The organism is Rhodococcus sp. GB-02 (assembly GCF_053470465.1).
This window is the reverse complement of the sequence record NZ_JBPUKE010000002.1, coordinates 1,487,279-1,506,686: the sequence shown is the minus strand read 5'-3', so window position 1 is coordinate 1,506,686 and position 19,408 is coordinate 1,487,279. Positions and strand designations below refer to the sequence as shown.

18 protein-coding genes are annotated in these 19,408 nt (G+C 61.9%); 9 read left to right on the top strand and 9 right to left on the bottom strand.

The features are described 5' to 3' along the window. Positions 1-32 precede the first annotated feature (32 nt). From ACSW29_RS20435 to ACSW29_RS20420, 4 genes are all read right to left on the bottom strand, one after another. Positions 33-572, bottom strand: coding sequence for an acyl-CoA thioesterase (locus tag ACSW29_RS20435; protein WP_317826101.1), 540 nt, complete (start codon positions 570-572; stop codon positions 33-35). 60 nt (positions 573-632) lie between these two features. Beyond that, positions 633-1,436 carry a class I SAM-dependent methyltransferase gene (locus ACSW29_RS20430; RefSeq protein WP_448278140.1) on the bottom strand — a complete coding sequence of 268 codons (804 nt, stop codon included), beginning with the start codon at positions 1,434-1,436 and terminating at the stop codon, positions 633-635. Continuing rightward, positions 1,433-2,092, bottom strand: coding sequence for a FadR/GntR family transcriptional regulator (locus ACSW29_RS20425; RefSeq protein WP_448278139.1), 660 nt, complete (start codon positions 2,090-2,092; stop codon positions 1,433-1,435). Before ACSW29_RS20425 ends, ACSW29_RS20430 begins: the two co-directional genes overlap by 4 nt. A 78-nt stretch (positions 2,093-2,170) precedes the next feature. Beyond that, positions 2,171-3,073, bottom strand: a complete 903-nt coding sequence (locus ACSW29_RS20420) for an Lrp/AsnC family transcriptional regulator (protein ID WP_317826098.1) — start codon at positions 3,071-3,073, stop codon at positions 2,171-2,173. A 224-nt stretch (positions 3,074-3,297) separates the two neighbouring features. Between ACSW29_RS20420 and ACSW29_RS20415 the strand changes: the two genes are divergently transcribed. Together ACSW29_RS20415 and ACSW29_RS20410 are read left to right on the top strand one after the other, a co-directional pair. Further along, positions 3,298-5,013 (top strand): amidohydrolase, encoded by a 1,716-nt coding sequence (locus tag ACSW29_RS20415; RefSeq protein ID WP_448278138.1) that lies wholly within the window; start codon positions 3,298-3,300, stop codon positions 5,011-5,013. Beyond that, complete coding sequence (locus tag ACSW29_RS20410) at positions 5,013-6,347, top strand: MFS transporter (protein ID WP_317826096.1); 1,335 nt, start codon at positions 5,013-5,015, stop codon at positions 6,345-6,347. The genes ACSW29_RS20415 and ACSW29_RS20410 overlap by 1 nt, the downstream gene beginning before the upstream one ends. A gap of 161 nt (positions 6,348-6,508) precedes the next feature. Here ACSW29_RS20410 and ACSW29_RS20405 read toward each other — a convergent pair whose 3' ends face one another. The 3 genes from ACSW29_RS20405 to ACSW29_RS20395 form a co-directional block, all read right to left on the bottom strand. Continuing rightward, positions 6,509-6,850: an antar domain protein gene (locus ACSW29_RS20405; RefSeq protein WP_230816000.1), complete on the bottom strand. Its 342-nt coding sequence runs from the start codon at positions 6,848-6,850 to the stop codon at positions 6,509-6,511. Between the two features lie 336 nt (positions 6,851-7,186). Beyond that, complete coding sequence (locus ACSW29_RS20400) at positions 7,187-8,053, bottom strand: alpha/beta hydrolase family protein (protein ID WP_448278137.1); 867 nt, start codon at positions 8,051-8,053, stop codon at positions 7,187-7,189. A gap of 592 nt (positions 8,054-8,645) precedes the next feature. Next, the gene (locus tag ACSW29_RS20395; protein ID WP_317826094.1) at positions 8,646-9,287 is read right to left on the bottom strand and encodes a nucleoside/nucleotide kinase family protein; all 642 of its coding nucleotides are present in this window, start codon (positions 9,285-9,287) and stop codon (positions 8,646-8,648) included. Between the two features lie 124 nt (positions 9,288-9,411). Between ACSW29_RS20395 and ACSW29_RS20390 the strand changes: the two genes are divergently transcribed. From ACSW29_RS20390 to ACSW29_RS20370, 5 genes are all read left to right on the top strand, one after another. Then, positions 9,412-10,005 carry a TetR/AcrR family transcriptional regulator gene (locus ACSW29_RS20390; RefSeq protein WP_317826093.1) on the top strand — a complete coding sequence of 198 codons (594 nt, stop codon included), beginning with the start codon at positions 9,412-9,414 and terminating at the stop codon, positions 10,003-10,005. A gap of 45 nt (positions 10,006-10,050) precedes the next feature. Beyond that, positions 10,051-10,929 carry a crotonase/enoyl-CoA hydratase family protein gene (locus ACSW29_RS20385; protein WP_317826092.1) on the top strand — a complete coding sequence of 293 codons (879 nt, stop codon included), beginning with the start codon at positions 10,051-10,053 and terminating at the stop codon, positions 10,927-10,929. Positions 10,930-10,943: 14 nt separating this feature from the next. After that, positions 10,944-12,587 (top strand): AMP-binding protein, encoded by a 1,644-nt coding sequence (locus ACSW29_RS20380; RefSeq protein WP_448278136.1) that lies wholly within the window; start codon positions 10,944-10,946, stop codon positions 12,585-12,587. Between the two features lie 82 nt (positions 12,588-12,669). Further along, the gene (locus ACSW29_RS20375; RefSeq protein WP_448278135.1) at positions 12,670-14,223 is read left to right on the top strand and encodes an acetyl-CoA hydrolase/transferase family protein; all 1,554 of its coding nucleotides are present in this window, start codon (positions 12,670-12,672) and stop codon (positions 14,221-14,223) included. Between the two features lie 37 nt (positions 14,224-14,260). Continuing rightward, positions 14,261-15,484 carry a PucR family transcriptional regulator gene (locus ACSW29_RS20370; RefSeq protein ID WP_317826089.1) on the top strand — a complete coding sequence of 408 codons (1,224 nt, stop codon included), beginning with the start codon at positions 14,261-14,263 and terminating at the stop codon, positions 15,482-15,484. Here the strand turns inward: ACSW29_RS20370 and ACSW29_RS20365 are convergent, their stop codons facing one another. After that, entirely contained in the window at positions 15,485-16,312 is an 828-nt protein-coding gene (locus ACSW29_RS20365) for an SDR family oxidoreductase (RefSeq protein ID WP_230816007.1), read from the bottom strand. It lies immediately after the preceding gene. 167 nt (positions 16,313-16,479) lie between these two features. Here ACSW29_RS20365 and ACSW29_RS20360 point away from each other — a divergent pair, with 167 nt between their 5' ends. After that, positions 16,480-17,712, top strand: a complete 1,233-nt coding sequence (locus ACSW29_RS20360) for a PucR family transcriptional regulator (protein WP_448278134.1) — start codon at positions 16,480-16,482, stop codon at positions 17,710-17,712. A gap of 4 nt (positions 17,713-17,716) precedes the next feature. Here ACSW29_RS20360 and ACSW29_RS20355 read toward each other — a convergent pair whose 3' ends face one another. Further along, positions 17,717-18,064 carry a hypothetical protein gene (locus ACSW29_RS20355; protein WP_317826087.1) on the bottom strand — a complete coding sequence of 116 codons (348 nt, stop codon included), beginning with the start codon at positions 18,062-18,064 and terminating at the stop codon, positions 17,717-17,719. Positions 18,065-18,289: 225 nt separating this feature from the next. Between ACSW29_RS20355 and ACSW29_RS20350 the strand changes: the two genes are divergently transcribed. Then, complete coding sequence (locus ACSW29_RS20350) at positions 18,290-19,372, top strand: TerC family protein (RefSeq protein WP_448278133.1); 1,083 nt, start codon at positions 18,290-18,292, stop codon at positions 19,370-19,372. The last annotated feature ends 36 nt before the right edge of the window (positions 19,373-19,408 follow it).

Below are 19,408 nucleotides of genomic sequence, written 5' to 3'. Positions count from 1 at the left end.
TGATTCCGCCGTCGTTGGGGAGCAGACTGGATTTAGTCGTCGTGTTCGGGCGTTAAGTCGCGAACTGCGGCCCGGATGGAGTGTTCACGAAGCTCGTTCTCTCTGCGCAGTTCACGACGCCGACGCCCGGCTTCGAACCGCTGCCTCGCGACTGTTCCGGTCGGTCGGAGTTGGGGTACCTCAGCGGGTTTTCCGTCGCTGCCCATTGCTACCATCGTGAAGTAACAACTGTTTGTGTGTCGAGATTTTCCGAGAAGAATGTCTTCGGTTTCGACACGTATCCCGATTTCCATCGAGGTGCGCCCGGTGTAATTGACGGAAGCGCTGAACGTGACGAGTTCTCCGACATGCACCGGTTCGCGGAACACCACACGATCCACCGACAAGGTCACGACGTAGGTCTGGGCGTATCGGCTCGCGCACGCGTAGGCAACCTGGTCGAGGAACTTCAAAATCGTTCCGCCGTGCACGTTGCCCGAGAAGTTGGACATGTCCGGCGTCATGAGGACGGTCATGGACAAGGTGTGTTTCGACGCTTGCTTCGTTTCAGTCAGGGAGTTAGATTCAGACATCGAGCGGGCCTCTTCGGGTCGGTGGACGGTGAATGAAGAGACCGTATCCGGCCCCACGGGTTACCCGCGCGTTCGAAGGGGTGCGGTCCTAGGGCTCGGGACAGTCCCGACGTGCAGGATGTATTCACTGGTAGCGACGGGTCCGGTTGCGCTCGACCTGAGAAAGGGAGCAAGCGTCGAGCGCAGGTGAGAGGACATCGAAGCCCAGCTTTCGGTTTCTCTGACTGCCTCGCGAAAGTTCTTCAACGCCGGTGCCTGGTCGCACAGTTCCTCGACGGGGTCCGACCCGGCTGGTAGGTGCCACTCGAGCACATGAGAGGACGAGCTCACCGATTCCAATCCCGCTCCTGCCTTCTCGAATTCGCTGGAGCTCGCCCACGTCGTCGGTAGCGGTGTGATGCCTTTCCATGCTGAGGCTGCCTCTCTGCGGAGTGCTGCTGCCCACCCGTTCTCCGACCACGTTGCGACGCAGATCTTTCCGCCTGGCCGGGTCACCCGCATCATCTCTGCGAGAGCGATCGCTGGGTCGGGACAGAAGATGATCCCGAAGATGCTGACGCAGGCGTCGGCGCTCGAATCCGGCCACGGCAAGGACTGTGCATCGCCGATCGTGAAGGTGGGTTCAGTGATGCCGGGGCGGGGAATCCAGCGTTCGCGCGCGGCCTCGAGCTGGCTGCCGGAGAGGTCGAGTGCGTGGACCGCCATGCCGCACTGGGCCGCCGGGAGGGCGAAGTTCCCGGTTCCGGTGCAGACGTCGTACACCGTGCTGACGTGTCCGATCGAGCGTAGTGCCTCCATCGACGCCGGTGAGAGGTGTTCGGCAAGAGTCGAATACGTTGCGCTGTTCCAGTTTCTCCGATTCATGACAAGCTCCTCTCGATTGCGTCGATGACCGTATCGAGTGCTGCGCCTGCCGCGCGTGCTGCTTCGTCGGGGTTGCGTTCTTCGATGGCTGCGATCAAGGCTTGATGCTCGTCGACGTGGAATCCTGGACCGACGCACACCGCGGACAGTGAATCCGCCACGGCGGCAAGGACTCCCCGATAGACGTCGATCAGCGCGGAATTGTGTGACGCCTCGACGATCGAAAGGTGCAGGGCCATGCCGGCTTCGGTAGTGCCGAAGCCGCCGGCGTGATCGGGGTGGGTGTTCCAGGCTGCGTGGATCCGTGCGAGGTCTTCGGGGGTGCGGCGCTGCGCTGTAAGTCGTGCGGCTTCGACCTCGAGTCCGCGTCGCAAGCTCAGCACGTCGAGAACGTCACCTTTGGCGAGTCGACGCCCGAGTAGCCCTTCGACCGGCGACGCCGCCGTGACGTACACGCCGCCGCCGTGGCGAACGGACAGAACTCCGGCATGTGCAAGCGCCCGTACCGCTTCGCGCATGGTGTTTCGGGCGACTCCCAATTCCTCGACCAGTGCGGTTTCCGGCGGGAGTTTTGACCCGACGGTCCATCGTCCGGACGCGATGGCCTCCTCGATCGTCGCGGCGACGGTGTCGACCTTGCGTCCGGAGTCGGACATATATGCAACCTCGGGTAAGTGAGTCAATGACTTGTCCGAGATTAGCGTGCCCCCATAAGTGGGTCAATGACTTGCGAACTATCCCCGTACGTCCAGGCTGCGGGCGTAGTGCTCCTTGAATACCTCGAGATGTGCCCAGGATTCCAAGCCGCTGACACCGTCGATCCCGCGGATTCGTTCGGACAGCGCATGCAGGTCGCTCGAGGAGTTGGCGGCAACCGTCGCGATCACGTCGTATCGTCCCAGGGTTCGGGCGAGGAATTCGATTCCGGGCAGCGACTCGATCTCCGATACCGCGTTGTCGTCCCGTGAGCCCAGGTTGACGCCGATGCCCATCGCCAATGTCCGGCCACCGCCTCGCCGCTTGACGACGGCTCCGACGCGAAGTGCCGTGCTCGCGATCAGGTGATTGACGCGGTTGCGTACGGCGCTCGGCGACAGACCGGTATGTTCGGCCAGCTCGAGAAATGGCATGCGCCCGTTGCGCTCGAGTAGTTCGATCAAGGCAACGTCCGTCGAATCGAGTCGGATGTCGGCTTGTAAAGCGGTCTCGGGCATGAAGATTCCCTTGATGACGTCGACGTAGACCAGCGTGCTCACGGATCGAACGCCACGTTGTGAGCGGAGTTCGGCGATGGCGCGGTACAGATCGTCGTGACTGGGCACCCGAAGTTCCGCAATCACGTTGTACTGCCCGCTGACTGCCGAGATGTAGACGGCGGCCTCGGATTCGATCAACGCGTCCAGCACCGGTGCCATCGGTCCGGACACGGCGATCGAGACGTGTGCGAGCGCCTTCAGTCCGAGAAGTTCGGGGTGTGCGACGGCAACCACGGACACCGTTCCGGAGTCGAGCAGTGCCTGGACTCTGGTGGACACCGCCGCTCGTGGTGCGTCGACCGCCGCGGACAGTTCGCGGTACGTCGCTCGCCCATTGCGCTGAAGTGCGGCAATGAGCTTGGAATCGAGGTCGACGGTCATGGATGTCCCAACTTTTCCAGAGATTTTTCTGTACTCGCTTCCTATTAGAACAGTCGCATGTGGCCATGAATTATGCGGATAAGTGCAGAAATGCTCGAAAGCTCATACAAAAAAGTTGTATACCGCCTGGTCTGAAACTTTGATGCATTGCATAGCTCCAGGTCAGGGCGTAGTTTTCGCTCAACACGCAGTGACCTGCACCACCATCTCGACTAAGGACCACCATGCGCAAGTTGCACACGCACGAAGCCTCGCCGCTCGACGCCACCGCCACGATCTTCACCGGCGCCAAGATTCACACCGTTGACGACAACACGGCGGGAGCCGAAGCATTCCTGGTGTACGGAAACCGCTTTGCAGCGGTGGGAACACTCGAGGAATGCCGCACCGAGGCGCGTCGCCTGAGCACTCGCACGATCGCGGTGGTCGAACTCGAGGGTGCCACCGTCGTCCCCGGATTCGTCGATCCGCACGCACACCCGCTGATGTACGGGCAGATGCTCAGCTGGGTGGACTGCGGTCCGGAGAAGGCTCACTCGATCCCCGGAATCATTGCGCTGCTTCAGGAAGCGGCACTCACAGCGCCTGCGGGTGTCCCGATTCGCGGATACGGCTACGAGCACCGCAACCTGATCGAAGGGCGTCATCCGCTCAAGGAAGAGCTCGATCAGGTGGCCACCGATCGCGAGGTCTACCTCATGAACGCGAGCGGGCACGGCGGCGTCGTCAACTCCTTCACTTTCGACAAACACGGCATCGATGCGAGCACCGAGAACCCGGCCGGTGGAGAGTTCTTCCGAGATGAAGACGGCGAGCTGACGGGCGAGCTGTCCGACGCCGCGTGCAACATCCTCACCGGCGTCAACGGGGTGAAGGTCGGTCATCACGGACCCAACTTCCATCTCGAGGACGAGCCCGAAGAGCACCTTCGTCAGCTGTCGGTCGCTCAGGACAAGTTCCTGGCCGGTGGCGTCACCACCATCGGTGACTGCCAGGTGACTCGGCGTGAATTCGACATGTACCTGCGTCTGGCCGAACAGGATCAGCTCAAGACCCGCGTCAGCATGTACATGCTCAGCCACCTTCTCGATCACGTCATCGACACGGGAATGCATGGCGCCTTCGGCAATTCGCGTCTCGCATTCGGCGGCATCAAGTTCTACGCCGACGGCACTCTCGGTGGCTGGACCGCATACTTCCCCGACGGTTACGTGGGCGACCCGTGCCGTACCGGGCAGCTCTACCACGAGCCGGCGGACTACTCGGAGCTGATTGCCAAGGCACACTCGGTGGGTCTGCAGACCGCTACGCACGCTCAGTCACCGACCGCCATCGACATGGTGCTCGACGCCATCGAAGCTGCGCAGAAGGCTCACCCCGACGCCGACGCGCGTCACCGCATCGAGCACTGCGGACTCCCGACGGCCGAGCAGATCGCCCGGATGAACCTGGCCGGCGTCTACCCGGTGAACCAGCCGCAGCACTACTACAACTGGGGTGAGGGCGTCACCGCTGCGATCGGGACTCCCGGTGAGCGGTTCAACCCGCTCGGCGAGTTCATCGCTGCCGAGGTTCCCGTGACCATCAGCTCCGACGCCCCGGTGGCCGAGCCCAAGCCGCTCGAAGCGATTCAGGCTGCTGTCACCCGTGTGACGCGTCAGGGCCATCAGCTCGGCTCCGATGCACTCCGCATCACCGCCGACCAGGCACTGCAGGCTCACACGCTCAACGGTGCGCGTGCGCTGGGCCGAGAAGCGGAACTTGGCAGCATCTCGGTCGGCAAGCGGGCCGACTTCGTGATTCTGGGTGCGGATCCCCTCGAGGTTCCGGCCGACGCGATTGCGCAGATCGATGTCCGGGAGACCTGGATCGACGGCGAACTCGCACATTCAGGTCATAACCACCTATTGTCGAGCACTTCGACCACCGAGGAAAAGTAATGAACCGAGAGCAACAGATCGTGAAGGCCCGCAAGGCGGGATTTGCAGCCTTCGTCGGTACGACTATCGAGTGGTACGACTTCTACGTGTATGCCACGGCAGCCGCCCTGGTGTTCGGTGACATCTTCTTCCCACCCGGAACCGACCGCCTGACCGGCGTTGCGGCGGCGTTCGCGACGTACGCCGTCGGTTTCTTCGCTCGTCCGCTCGGCGGAATCGTGTTCGGCCATGTCGGTGACAAGATGGGCCGACGCACAGCATTGGTTGTGACTTTGACGCTGATGGGTGCAGGCACGTTCCTCATCGGCATGTTGCCCACTTACGCGTCGATCGGGTTCTGGGCGCCGTTGCTGCTGGTACTGCTCCGCTTCGTCCAGGGCTTTGCCGTCGGCGGCGAATGGGGCGGTGCCGTTTTGATGGCCGTCGAGCACGCGCCCGAGGACAAGAAGACTTTCTACGGCGGATTCGCCCAGCTGGGCAACCCGGCCGGCGCGCTTCTGGCTACCGGTTTCTTCAGCATTCTCTCCACCTTCGGCGACGACGCTCTGCGGGAGTGGGCGTGGCGTCTGCCGTTCCTCTGCTCTGCGCTGCTGATTCTGGTCGGCTTGGTCGTTCGCCTGAAGGTCGAAGAGTCCCCGGTTTTCGAGTCCGAGGTGAAGTCCGCGGACGTTCCGGAGATGCTGCCGCTCAAGTACGCGCTGGTGACCAACTGGCGTCCGATCATCCTGGGCATCGGCATTCTGCCCGTCGCAGTCGGCGGCTACTACCTCGTGACGACCTTCATCACCGCATATGCAACCGACCCCGACGTCGGCTTGTCGGAGACGTTGATTCTCAACGCGCTCAGCGTCGCGGCAGTGGTCGAGTTGATCGCGACTCTCGGAGTGGCGTGGCTCGGTGACAAGGTGGGACGCGTTCGCGTAGTTATCTGGGGTCTTGCCGCGGTCGCAATACTCGCAGCGCCGCAGTTCCTGGTGCTGAAGTCCGGGTCCGTGTTCCTGATCTTCCTGACCTTCGCTGTCATGCGACTGGTGCTGGCTGCCACGTACGGCCCGATTGCCGCTGTTCTGTCGCAAATGTTCAAGCCGCAGGCACGCTACACGAGCATCTCGTTGGCGTACCAGGGTGCAGGCGCTATCTTCGGCGGCTTGTCACCGCTGGTGTCGACGCTGATGTACAAGGCAACCGGCAGCATCTGGCCGGTCATCGCCCTGCTGATCGGCATGTGCATCTTGAGCATCGTCTGCCTGCTCTTCGCTCCACAGCATGTGGATGAGGCGACCGATATCGACGATGTCCGGAAAGACCTCAACAAGGAATCGGCTTCCGCCTGACTACCGAGAGTCGGCTTCCGCCTGACTACCGAGAGTCGGCTTCCGCCTGACTACCGAGAATCGGCTTCCGCCTGACAACTGAAAACACGAAGCTGGGGCAGTACACGATTTCCGTGTACTGCCCCAGCTGTCGTTTCAGGTCAGTTGGCGCTCAGTGCCGGTTACGCGCTGACGAGATGGCGATGAAAGTGATCGCTGCGTCGGTGTGCCTGGCTGAGATTTCTGATTTCACGCAGCCAGAAGTGAGACGCCAGTGCGTTATTGCTTCCGTAGCCGGTGCCGGACGTGTCTTCGTCGATCAGGGCGACAAGCGCCTTGATCAGGCTGGTGACCTTGAGGTTGTTGGTCTGAGAATGTCGGACCAGCAGGTCGGCAGCTTCGTCGGTGCTGCAACGGTAGAGGGTGCAGACGATTTCGAGTGCACGCTGGCGGGTCCGGCCCGAAGTTGTCGGGATCCGTAGACCGTTTGTCGTGTTGTCGGGGTGAATCATGGTGTTGATCAAGGTATTCCTTTGAACCACGCAGGTTTTGGACCTGAGCGGTGTGTAGCGCATGTTGATACTGGTGCAGTCGGTACGCGATTGGCGGCGGACTCCGTCGGAGCCTTCGGCCTGGTCAACAATCTGCGGGACTGATGAAAGTGCGTAGTGATCAAAGGCGCGGATTTGCACCGAACTGGAAGTCTGCCCCTGGAACGAATATTGGAACTGTCGTTCCGGGCGAAGCGACCGGCTGCCTGACTGACGGCTGCCCTCTGATAACCCCACCGTACGTCATGGAGTCGGTTTCAGCTAATCCTTTTGCAGGCGATCGTGCTCACAGTAGGCGGTTTTACCTGCTCAAGAAGTGTTTACGTGATCGATTATTGCTTGCTTGGTGGTAGCCCAGGCGGTGCTCGTCGGGTTTCCGAAGTCGCCGTGGCCGACGCCGGGCAGTTCGATCAGGTCGGCCACGTCGCCTGCTGCTCGTGCGGCACGGGCATAGCGCCGGCTTTGTTCGATCGACACGACCTTGTCGCCGAGTCCGTGGATCGCCGTGACGGGGAGGCGGATGGGGAGGTGGTCGATCGGTGATGCGATGCGGTAACGGTCAGGGTGATCGACGGGCATGCCGCCCAGAAGATTTCGAACAAATCGATCTTTGCCCACGGTTGAGGCGAGTGTCATGTCGAAGACGCCGGCCATGATCGTCGCCGAACGAATCGGCACGGTGAGTTCAGGCGCGGGAGCATCTGTGTCCTGTTGTGGTCGCGACGCGACCCACGCCGCCAGTTGTCCGCCCGCGGAGTATCCGGCGATGTGCACGCGGCTCAAATCCAGTCGCCCGGAGGCCTTTTCCTGAACGATGCCGGCAAGCGCATTGGTCGCCGCAACGGTATCGGAGAGTGTCGTAGGCCAACCACCCTGCCCGCCTATGCGTCTGTATTCGATGTTCCAGACCGCAATTCCGTAGGGGGTCAGCGTTTTTGCCCACGCACCCGCGTACTCGAGATTGCTCTTCTGCGCCCAGCCGCCGCCGTGGATCAATACGACGACAGGCAGGTCGCCGTCCGATCCGGCCGGAAGATACAGATCGCCGAAAGTATCTGCGGCAGCGGCGTAAGCGATGCGTACCGGAGGGACATCGCGGTCGAGACCGGAGGCGCTGGCGACCGAGATCACGAGCGTGAAGATGCAGACGAGCGCTACGGCGAGGTACCTGGCCAAGCGGTCGCGGGAGCGGTGCGCGATGGCTTGATTCCTCTCGGTCTGCGACGGACGATTGTCAGGAAATCAGTCTATCGGTGCCGAGTGCACCCACCGCCGACGCTGCCTGTTCTTCCGGAAAAAGTTGACGGCGGTGATCGGGGGATCGGAGATCAGTAGAGCGGGCTCGTCACTGTCCTGGGCGACCAAGATGCTTCCGGGAATTGACAGACCGAGATCGAGCGCCGCTCGTGCAGCGGCCGGAATTGACGCCCTCGAACGACGCCAGGTCGTCGGTGGCTCGGGGCAACACGCCGGGGGTGTGGCACCACGCGAGGTAAGCGATCGTCGTTGCGCGCATCGATGTTTTCACTGAACGAGTAACCGCAACGTACTGAATCTGTTTGCTGTGCAACTGTCGAGCTTCACTGCGGAGACCAACTGACGGCGCGATCAGCGGTAGAGTTTCTTGCCCCGCAGGTGATGGCAGAGAGAAATATCAATACGTACGTATGCATGAAGATGCAGAGTCGACTTGACCAGGGTTTTTGAAACCAAACTACCGAGTCTTCGGAGTTCAGTTGGATGGCGGGAAGCTGCCGAATTTCGGCAGTCAGCCGAGGATCTCCACGATCAAATCGGCACGTGATCTTCCGGCCGCGATCATGTCGGCGTTCGGTTGATCGACCTGTTTCACCCACTCGGCAGCCGCTTCGGGACTCTTTCCGAAGCGGCTGTGGCGTTTCACCAATCGTTCCGTGCGTGTTGCCTCCGGAACGTCGAGATACCAGACCTCGTCGAGTGCCGAACGCACTTCAGGCCACTCACCGGTCGGTAGAAGGAGGTAGTTCCCTTCGGTGACGATTAACGGTGTATGTGGTTCGACGGCGGTTGCGCTGCCGATTGATTGGTCGATCTCGCGATCGAAGACGGGTGTGTAAACGGTGGATTCCGAGACTTGGAGTCGGCGTAGTAGAGCCGCGTATCCGCCGGCGTCGAACGTGTCCGGAGCGCCTTTGCGATCACGCCTGCCCAGCTTGTCGAGTTCCCGATTGGCCAGATGAAAACCGTCCATCTCGACGATGGCGCAACGAGAACCCAGTTTCCGGGCAATAGCCTGTGATGCCGTCGATTTTCCGGCTCCCGGCGCCCCCGTGATGCCGAGGATGTGCCGGCGGTTGTCAGTGATCAGGGAATCAGCGCGTGAGGCAAGTTGATCGAGCGTCAGTGCGACGGTCGGCGGAGTGGTCTCCACGCGAAGCTCCATCCTGTATGCGGGTCGGGTTCCCCGAGCGTACGCGCGGAGCCGAGACCTATTGACAGTCTAAATGGACTGTGAAACTGTGAGCCATGCCACTTGAAAAGCTGGAGGTGTGACCGTGACTCTGCGTGACGCGCAGCGCGAAGCGACGCGCCACCGGATTCTCGATGCGGCAACGGATTTACTGATAGCGGACGGGTATTCGTCGTTGACGACGCAGTCGGTTCAAACGGCTGCCGGAGTCAGTCGTGGCGCTCTCCTGCACCACTTTCCGAATATGCAGGAACTCACTGCGGCGTTGGTATCGAACATCGTCGTGCGGAACGAGGCGGCGGTGAGGTCGGCGATGTCTCGACAGGACCCGTCGGTGGATACGATCGAGAACTCGATCTCCGCTCTGTATTCGGCGTTGACTCAGCCGCCGTTCCAAGCGGAACTCGAACTGTGGTCGGCGGCTCGGACGGATCCGGTTTTGGCGGGCGTTCTCCGCGAGTCGGAGCGCATCGCTGGGCGGGATTTGCAGCGAGTTGTCCACGACGCATTCGGGCCTGAAATTGTTGCTTCCGAGAACTATTCGCAAATTGCAGATTTAACCGTGCTGATGCTCCGTGGTTTGGCGTTGTCCCGGGCTGTGCACAAGAGCGATGCCTCCGCGCGTCGTTCGATCAGTCAATGGGCGGGCGTCGTTCGCCTGCTGCTCACTCAGAACTAGCGCAACTCGTTTCGTTCGAGGTGTGCTCGATCGACAGGACCGATGATGACAGATTTTGCGACCCTGAAATACGAGACCTCTGGTGGTAAGGCGTACATCACCCTCAACCGCCCCGATCGGCTCAACGCAATCGATGATCGGATGCCGTCGGACATCCGAAATGCAGTTGCGGCGGCCAACGACGACGACGACGTTCGCGTGATCATCTTGCAAGGCGCAGGCAGGGCGTTTTGCGCCGGGTACGACCTCAAGAAGTTCGCCGAAGGAGATCTCGACGGAAAGTGGAATCAAGGCCCGGTGTGGGACCCCATCAAGGACTTTCGGGGTATGAAGCAGAACACCGACGACTTCTTCACCCTCTGGCGATCGCTCAAGCCGACCATCTGCAAAGTTCAGGGTCATGCGGTCGCAGGTGGAAGCGACATTGCACTGTCCTGCGACATGCTGATCATGGCTGACGACGCCCGCATCGGATACCCGCCTGCTCGCGTCTGGGGTTGCCCGACCACCGCTATGTGGGTGTACCGCCTCGGGGCCCAACGTGCCAAGCGAATGTTGTTGACGGGAGACACTATTGACGGTGTCACCGCCGCCGATTGGGGATTGGCACTCGAATCGGTGCCCGCCGACGAACTGGACGCTGCGGTGGAGGCCTTGGCGGATCGCATCGCCGGTGTCCCGCTCAATCAATTGGCAATGCAAAAGATGATGATCAATCAGGCGTACGACAACATGGGGTTGCAGGGCACCCAGGTGCTGGCAACCCTGTTCGACGGAATTACGCGTCACTCTCCGGAAGGGCGCTGGTTCAAGGATTTTGCCGAACGCGACGGCTTCCATGCCGCGGTGCAGTACCGCGATTCCGGCCGCAAGATTCCAGACGGAGGCGGGCCGCTCCCCGAATCCGACACCCCTCCTCGATAGAAAGTGGATGTGAGATGAGCAGTGTTCTCGAAACGTCGTACTTCCCCGCCGACGTGTCGGACCCGATAGTGGAACAAACGGTCGGCGGGCTGCTCCGAGAGTGCGCCGCGGACTCGCCGAACCTGATTGCAATCCGAGAAGTGGTTCCGACGCAATCGCATTCGTTGTCCGGTGCCTCCGAGACGGATCGCACCTGGACCTTTGCGGAACTCCTGGGTGAAGCGGAGGGGTGCGCGCACTACCTCTTGTCGCAGTTCGACCGCGGCGACCGGATAACGGTCTGGGCTCCGAACATTCCGGAGTGGATGATTCTGCAGTACGGCGCCGCGCTCGCCGGAATGGTTCTGGTGACTGCCAATCCGGCGTTGGGCGCCGAGGAGTTGGCGTACGTCTTGTCGCAGTCCCAGTCCCGCGGGTTGTTCCACACCGGAAAGTTTTGCGGCGGTGACATGGCGGCGGTGGCATCCGAGGCGATTTCGATTGCGGGAGCAGAAGTTCTGGCAGTGAACTTCGAGGATTGGGATCGTCAGGTTCGAGGTTGGGCGGGCGAACGGGGCGCACTGCCCGAAGTCTCTCCTGACGACAATGCGCAGATCCAGTACACGTCGGGAACCACCGGAGTTCCCAAAGGTGCGCTGCTGCATCACCGAGGACTGGTCAACAATGCCGATTTCGTCAGTCGGAGAGGTCAATTCCCCGAAAGGGGGTCGGTGGTGTCGGCGATGCCGCTCTTCCACACCGCTGGGTGCGGCATCCTGGTCCTCGGCGCCGCACAGCGAAGAATGTCCATCGGTCTGATCCAGTATTTCGACCCGACTGCGGTTCTCGAAGCGGCGGAACGCTTTCGCGCGGATGTGGTCAGTGGAGTTCCGACGATGCTGATCGCGATGATCAACGACGCCAGCTTCGCGAGCCGCGATTTCTCGACCTGTTCGGTGGTCGTGTCGGGTGGGTCGTCGGTCCCGCCCGAACTCGTGAGCACGGTGGAGTCGGCCTTCGGTGCTGGGTTCAGCATCGTCTACGGACAAACCGAGGCGAGCCCCGTGATCACGCAGACCAGCCCCGCCGACACCCCCGAAGACAAATCGGAGACGGTCGGTCTCGCGTTGCCGCAGGTCGAGGTGAAGATTTCCGACGTGGTGACCGGGGACAGCGTGCCACTCGGCGAACAAGGTGAGATCTGCGCGCGCGGGTACCTCGTCATGACCGAATACTTCCGCAACCCGGAGGCTTCGGCCGCCACCGTGGACAAGGACGGTTGGTTACATACCGGCGACTTGGGGACGATGGATCAGCGTGGATACGTCCGGGTGACCGGCCGGCTCAAGGACATGATCATCCGCGGCGGGGAGAACATCTATCCGCGAGAGGTCGAGTCCGTGATCTTCACACATCCGAAGATCCTCGATGTGGCGGTCGTGGGTGTGCCTGACGAGGTATGGGGCGAGCGGGTGGTTGCCGTCATCAGGTGGAAAGACGAGTCCGACCAGCCGACCGCAGCCGAACTGGTCGAGTTCTGCACCGAGCGACTGGCACGCCACAAAGCACCCAAGGAGTGGTTCAGTGCAGAAGCATTTCCTCTGACCGGCTCGGGCAAGATTCAGAAATATCGAATTGCAAGCCTGGTCGGCGAGGGCGCCTACGGCGTCGTCAGCTGACCCGAGCGCATAGCACGTCGGAGCGATTCTGTCTGGGTTATCCCCGTAAATCGCTCCGATGTGCCCTGTTTATCCTGGTGGCGTGAGTTCATCTTTCGGTGAGACCGGACACAAAGCCACCTCCAGCCGCATCCGCGCCACAGCCTTTGCGTCGAAGGTGATGGCCGCGTCCGACGCTGTGAAGTTCATTCACCCCGGCGACACGGTCGCGATCAGCGGTTTCGCAAGCGCCGGTACTCCCAAGGTGATCATTCCGGCACTGGCCGAGCGCATTCACCACACCCGTGGCAACGGATCGAACTTCACGATCAATCTCCTGACCGGTGCTTCGGTGTCCACCGAGACCGAAAGGCTGCTCGCCGAGGTCGACGGAATCGCGCTGCGTATGCCGTATCAGTCCGAGGCCACCGCGCGTCGCCGCATCAACGACGGTCGCATGGACTACGTCGACATCCATCTCTCCCACGTTGCTCAGCAGGTGTGGGAGGGCTACTACGGCAACGTCGACGTCGCGGTCGTCGAAGTCGCCGGTATCACCGAATCAGGTGAACTGATTCCCTCCGCGTCGATCGGCAACAACAAGACGTGGCTCGACGTCGCAGACAAGGTCATTCTCGAAGTCAACTCCTGGGTGCCCGAGGCGATGGAAGGCATCCACGACGTCTACTACGGCACCGCGTTGCCGCCGCATCGCAAGCCTCTCGAGATCACCCGCGTCGAAGACCGGATCGGCCAGACGACATTCCGAGTGGATCCCGCGAAGGTTGTGGCCGTTGTCGAGACCGACTGCCGAGACAGCGCGAGCCCTCTCACTGCACCCGACGCCGTCAGTGAGGCGATCGCCGGCCACGTCCTGGAATTCTTCGACTTCGAGGTGCGCGCCGGACGGATGCCGGCGGATACCTTGCTTCCGCTGCAGGCAGGCATCGGCAATGTTGCCAACGCGGTGCTCGGCGGTCTCGATCGGGGGCCGTACCGCGGCCTGACCTGCTACTCCGAGGTCATCCAGGACGGGATGCTCAAGCTGATCAAGGACGGAACCGTCGCGCATGCGTCGTCGACGGCTTTGGCGCTCACCGACGAGGGCATCGAAGAACTGACCGCGAACATCGACTTCTACCGCAACCACATCACGCTCCGTCCGCAGGAAATCAGCAACCACCCAGAGGTGGTGCGCAGACTCGGAATCATCGCCATGAACGGCATGCTCGAGGCCGACATCTACGGCAACGTGAACTCGACGCACGTCATGGGGACGAAGATCATGAACGGAATCGGCGGCTCGGGAGACTTCGCTCGTAACGGCTACGTGTCCATGTTCCTGAGCCCGTCGACGGCCTGCGGGGGTGAGATCTCGGCGATCGTTCCGATGGTTCCGCACGTCGACCACACCGAGCACGACACTCAGGTGTTGGTCACCGAGCAGGGGTTGGCCGATCTGCGCGGTCTGTCTCCGCGGCGACGCGCGCGCCTGATCGTCGACAACTGTGCTCACCCGGAGTTCCGGCCACTGCTCCGCGATTACATCGCTCGCGCCGACGCTCAGCCGGGCGCGGGGCAGACGCCGCACATCCTGGGCGAGGCATTCTCGTTCCATCAGCGGTACATCGACACGGGTTCGATGCGCCTTTCCTGACGCCGGGCAATTCCGCTGACAGTGAGAGAATGCGAGGGTGAGCCGAACCGGGGTAACTGACGACGCCATACGCCGTGTCGCCGCGGCGGGGGCGGACGACGCTGGTGGCCTACCCGTCGAACTGCTGGGTGATTTCCTGGAAGTGCTCAGTGTCGCCGTATGCGAGGGGAAACCGCTGCAGCGACGTCAGCTGCACCGTTTCCGCGCCCGCGGTGAAGAAGCGGCGCAGCAGGGTGTGGCCCTGCGAGCCCTGCTCGATCTGTATCTCTCCTCGGCTTGGCGCCTGTGGCGTGAGCTTCCCGCTGTTGTTGCGGCACAATCGGATCCGACTGCCGTAGTCGCCGCCGGCGAAGTCATGCTGCGCGCCGTCGACGATGCCGTGGCCGAATTGGCCGAAGGATTTCAGTTGGCGAGGCGATCGCTGGTTCGTTCGCAGGTATCGGCACGCCGCGAGTTCGTCGACGACTTGTTGACCGGCGGCGCTGACGTCGTCGGATTATTGGGTCGTGCTTCAGGATTCGGTCTCCACCTCAGTGGTCCGCATGCCGTGGCGGTAGTGAACGCTGCCCGCGAGTTCACCGACGACAACCCTTTGGTGCGGGCTGTCGAACGTGCCGTTCTGGGCAGCAAAGGTGACGCCGACGCGCTGGTTGCCAGCAAGAGCGGCAAACTGGTCGTCGTTTTCGCGGCGCCGGACCGCGATGCCGTCGACCACGTGCTGGCCGGCATTCGGTCGGCTCTCGGACCAGGACCAGGCCCCGTAACCGATAACGACGGGCGAGTGCAGTTGCAGCGACGCGTATTGGACGGCACTTGGCAGATCGCGGTCGGGCGCCCGCGCGCCACCGCTTCGGGCGTGGTGGCGTCGTACCGGGAGGCACTCGACGCACTCGACCTGGCGCAGCGACTGTCGTTGAACGCGCCGATCATCGACGCTCGCGATCTGCTGGTCTACCGAGTCCTGGTCAACGACAGACCAGCGGTCACCGACCTGATCCAGACGCTTCTCACACCGCTGCTCGAGGCGCGTGGCGGCGCTGGGCCGATGATCGACACACTGCTTGCGTACTTCTCTGCCGGCGGCAACACGGCGAAGACCGCCCGAGACCTACATCTGTCTGTCCGCGCGGTGACGTACCGGTTGGACCGTATCCGTGAACTCACCGGCCAGAACGTCAACGACCCCAACGACAGCTTCGCGCTGCACGCCGCTGTACTGGGCGCGAAGCTGCTCGATTGGCCTGCTTCCGAGCTGACCTGATCAGCTTGCGCGGGCACGCTCCTCGTAGGAAGCGCGCGCTGCGATGTCGACGTCGCCGAGAAACTGCGTTTCGACGCCGAACAGGCGGCTCAATGCCTCGTACGGTCGACGGGGGAAGAACCCTTGTGCCTGGACGAGTAGTCCGGACGCTCGCGTAATGCGCACGCGTGGTCGAGGTTTGGTGATCAATCCGACGATGGCTTCGGCGATCTCTTCCGGCTGAACCTCGCGGAATCCCTTCATTCCCGAAGTGCCTGAGGTGAGTTGGGTGTTGGTGAGCGTCGGCAATACGGACGAGACGTGCACTCCGGTGCCACGAACTTCCTTGCGGACCGAATCGGTGAATCCCAAGACTGCATGCTTGGCGCCGCAGTAGGTCGACAAACCAGGGCAGGGGAGTTCGCCGGCAAGCGAAGCGATATTGATGACGTGTCCGCGCCCCCGCGGCAGCATCCGCCGCAATGCGAGCTTGGTTCCCGTAATCACGCCGAGGACGTCGATCTCGATGATGCGCCTGGTCACGGTGTCGTCCTCGTCGACGATCCGGCCGACCGGCATGATGCCCGCATTGTTGACCAGTACGTCGATCGGGCCGAGTTCACCTTCGACGGTGTCGAGGAAGTCGAAGAACGATGCGGGATCGGTGACGTCGAGGCGGCCGAACGTGCGGATGCCCAGATCCTGCGCCGCCTGCATCAAAGTGTCTTCGTCGATGTCGCCGATCGCGACCGTCGCACCGAGGCTGATGAGCCGCTTCGCGGTGGCGTATCCGATGCCTCGGGCGCCGCCGGTGATGACCACTACCTGACCGTCGAAAGGCTTGTTCATTTGCTCCAGCGTCTCCAAAGATAGGGGATGGGGTTGCAGTGAGATGAATCTGCAGTGAGATGTGATTGTGGACCAGCCGAAACCGGGTTACTAGGCCTTGGTGGCCGAACTCAAACGCCAGGTTTGTGACAAAGTCACAATTAGGGCCACGAATCGGGGAGGCGGATATGGACACATCGGAGTTGGACGGCTGGATTGCAAATCTCGCACCCATCTATCTCCAGCCGGAGGTGATCGACGGTTTTGTCCAACGCATCGACGACGCCATTGCCCTGGCCAATCCGGAAGTCGCAGCGGACAGGGAGCTGCGACGCGATGTGGATGCAAGCACCGCGGCGCAGCTCCGCGTCATCGTGGCCGCGATCGCGGGCGGTTCCCAGGAGGTCACGCCGCCGGCGGAGTCGGTTGCGCTTGCGCTCACCGTTGCCAGGCGCGGAATGGATCTTCGAGTCCTGCTCAAGATCTACGGCGCCGGACGCCTCGCGATGCTGGGCTTCGTCGACGAGTCGATCGAGGCACTGCCGATCGGTCCGGAACTCAAACGCGCACTTCTCGTTCGGGTGTGGGGTTCGGCGATGCGATGGCTGGAGGTGACCACCGAATTGTTGGTGGCCACTTACGCGAAGGAGCGGGAGAATTTGGCGCGCGGCGCTTTTGCGCGTCGCTCCGAGACGGTGCACGCGCTTGTGGCCGGCGAAGCTCTTCACTCCGAAGAGGTTTCGCAGATTCTCGACTACCCGATGCGGCGCCATCACACTGCGTTTGTTCTCTGGACGGATGACACCGACCCGGCTGCAGACGTATTGGCCCGATTGGACTCGTATGCGCGTTCCTTGGTGGACGAGTCGAACGGCGAGCGTGTGCTGACGCTACCTTCGGGTGCGCGCGAGGTGTGGTCGTGGGTCGCGCATTTCGACCACCTGGAGTGGGCGCCGCTCGATCATGCTCGGAATGCGGATCTTCGTGTCGCAGTGGGGGCCAGCGGTTACGGAATGGAGGGATTCGCTCGCAGTCATCGCGAGGCGCTCGCCGCGCAGCGCGTCGCAGTCCGGTCGACGGGTTCTTCGCCCGTCACCGTCTACGAGGACGTTCAGGTTCCCTGTCTGCTTACCGAAGATCTGGGGGAACTGCGTGCGTTGGTGGCTCGGGAACTGAAGGGCCTGGCCGGCGGGGATGGTGTCGCGACGCGTCTTCGTGACACCGTCCGGGTCTACTACGAGAACAATTGCACCGCGGCCGCTACGGCCGCGGCGCTCGGCCTGCACAAGAACACTGTGCGGTACCGACTCGATCAGGCCGAAACGCTACTAGGTCGCAGCGTCGACGATCGACGCCTGCCGACGGAGTTGGCTCTCATCGCTCTGGAGAGCTACGGGGTCAGCATCTTGCCGGCCGAGTGATTCGCTACTGCAGGTCGTCGAGACCGGGGAGCGAGTAGCCGGAGTTGTCATCCCAATCGGCGGGGGTGTCGTCGAGTGAAACGTCCCAGTCGGCGTCCGGCACTGCTCTGCGCAGCTCGGTCAGAGCGCTGAACCAGTAGACGAGCGAAGGGATTACCTCGGTCGGATCGCTCGAGATCTTGGTGGAACCGTTGAGCAAGGTGTTGGGAATATCCGACGGGTAGAGGTCCAGGACCTCGTAGTCGAACGGAAATTCGTCGTTGTGGACGGCGATGAGTCGGTCGACTTCGGCCTTCTCGTCATCGGTCAGCGGTGTGGTGCGGACGGCGGAGTAGTACAACGAGGTGCTCATGCCTGCCAGGCTAGAACAAGATGCCTTCCAACAGCGGTTTCGGACGCAACACCCTCAAATTGCATGGTCTCGGCAACTTCAAGTGTAAAAGTCGTCGATATTTCGACAGGGATGGATAGAAGTCGGCAAGGAACACTGGAGGAGACGGCGAGACGGCCGTCCGAACTCAGTGAAGGAGCTCCCCGTGACCGCAGTCATCAGTGCCATTCGGGTAGGTGGTCAGCGATGAACGTTCCCATGTGGGCGTGGGCCGCGTTCGCCGCAGTCATCGTCGTCATGTTGCTCATCGACCTGCTCGCCCACCGCGGCGCGCACGTCATCGGCTTCAAGGAAGCGGCCTGGTGGAGTGCACTCTGGGTCGGTTTGTCTCTCGTGTTCGCGGTGGTTGTCACCCTGACCTTGGGGGTGAACTCGGGCGTCGAATTCACCACGGCCTGGCTGTTGGAGAAGAGTCTCTCCGTCGACAACCTCTTCGTGTTCGCCCTGATCTTCGGTTACTTCAAGGTGCCCCGTGAGTATCAGCACCGCGTGTTGTTCTTCGGTGTCATCGGCGCCCTGATCTTCCGCGGAATTTTCCTCGCCGCCGGCGTTGCCGTGGTCAGCAAGTTCACGGCCGTGCTGTTCGTCTTCGCCGCCATCCTGCTCTACAGCGCGTACAAGCTGCTCAAGGATGACGACGAGAGCTTCGATCCGGGAACCTCGCTGGCAGTTCGCCTGCTGCGCAAGATCATGCCGGTCCGTGAGGAATATGCCGGAACCAAGTTCTTCGTCAAGGAAGCCGGAAAGCGCGTCGCAACACCGCTGTTCGCCGTTGTCGTCGCCATCGAAGCCGCCGACCTCGTGTTCGCAGTCGACAGCGTCCCGGCAGTGCTGGCAGTGAGTGACGATCCGTTCATCGTGTACTCCAGCAACGCGTTTGCGATCTTGGGACTGCGTGCCCTGTACTTCCTGCTCTCGGGTCTGCTCGAGAAGTTCCACTACCTGTCCAAGGGTCTGTCGATCATCCTCGCCTTCATCGGCGTGAAGCTGATCATGCAGGCCAGCCACAAGGTGATCAGCACGTCGATCCCCGAGATTCCCTCACTGGTCAGCCTCGCGGTGATCATCGTGGTGTTGGCAGGCTCGATCATCCTGAGCCTCAAGAAACCGCTACCGGAAGCGCCTGACGCCGAGGAGGTTGCGCCCGGTGACACTCCGGTCGAGCTCGAGAAGGCAGGCAGTGAAGCCGAGATAGAGGCTTCGGGCATCGAGCTCGCGGCCGGCGATCGTGATGACGACGACAAGGTGGATGCTCGCAGTAGGAGCTGACACCTGATCGGCTGAACCGAATCGAAAAGGGAGACC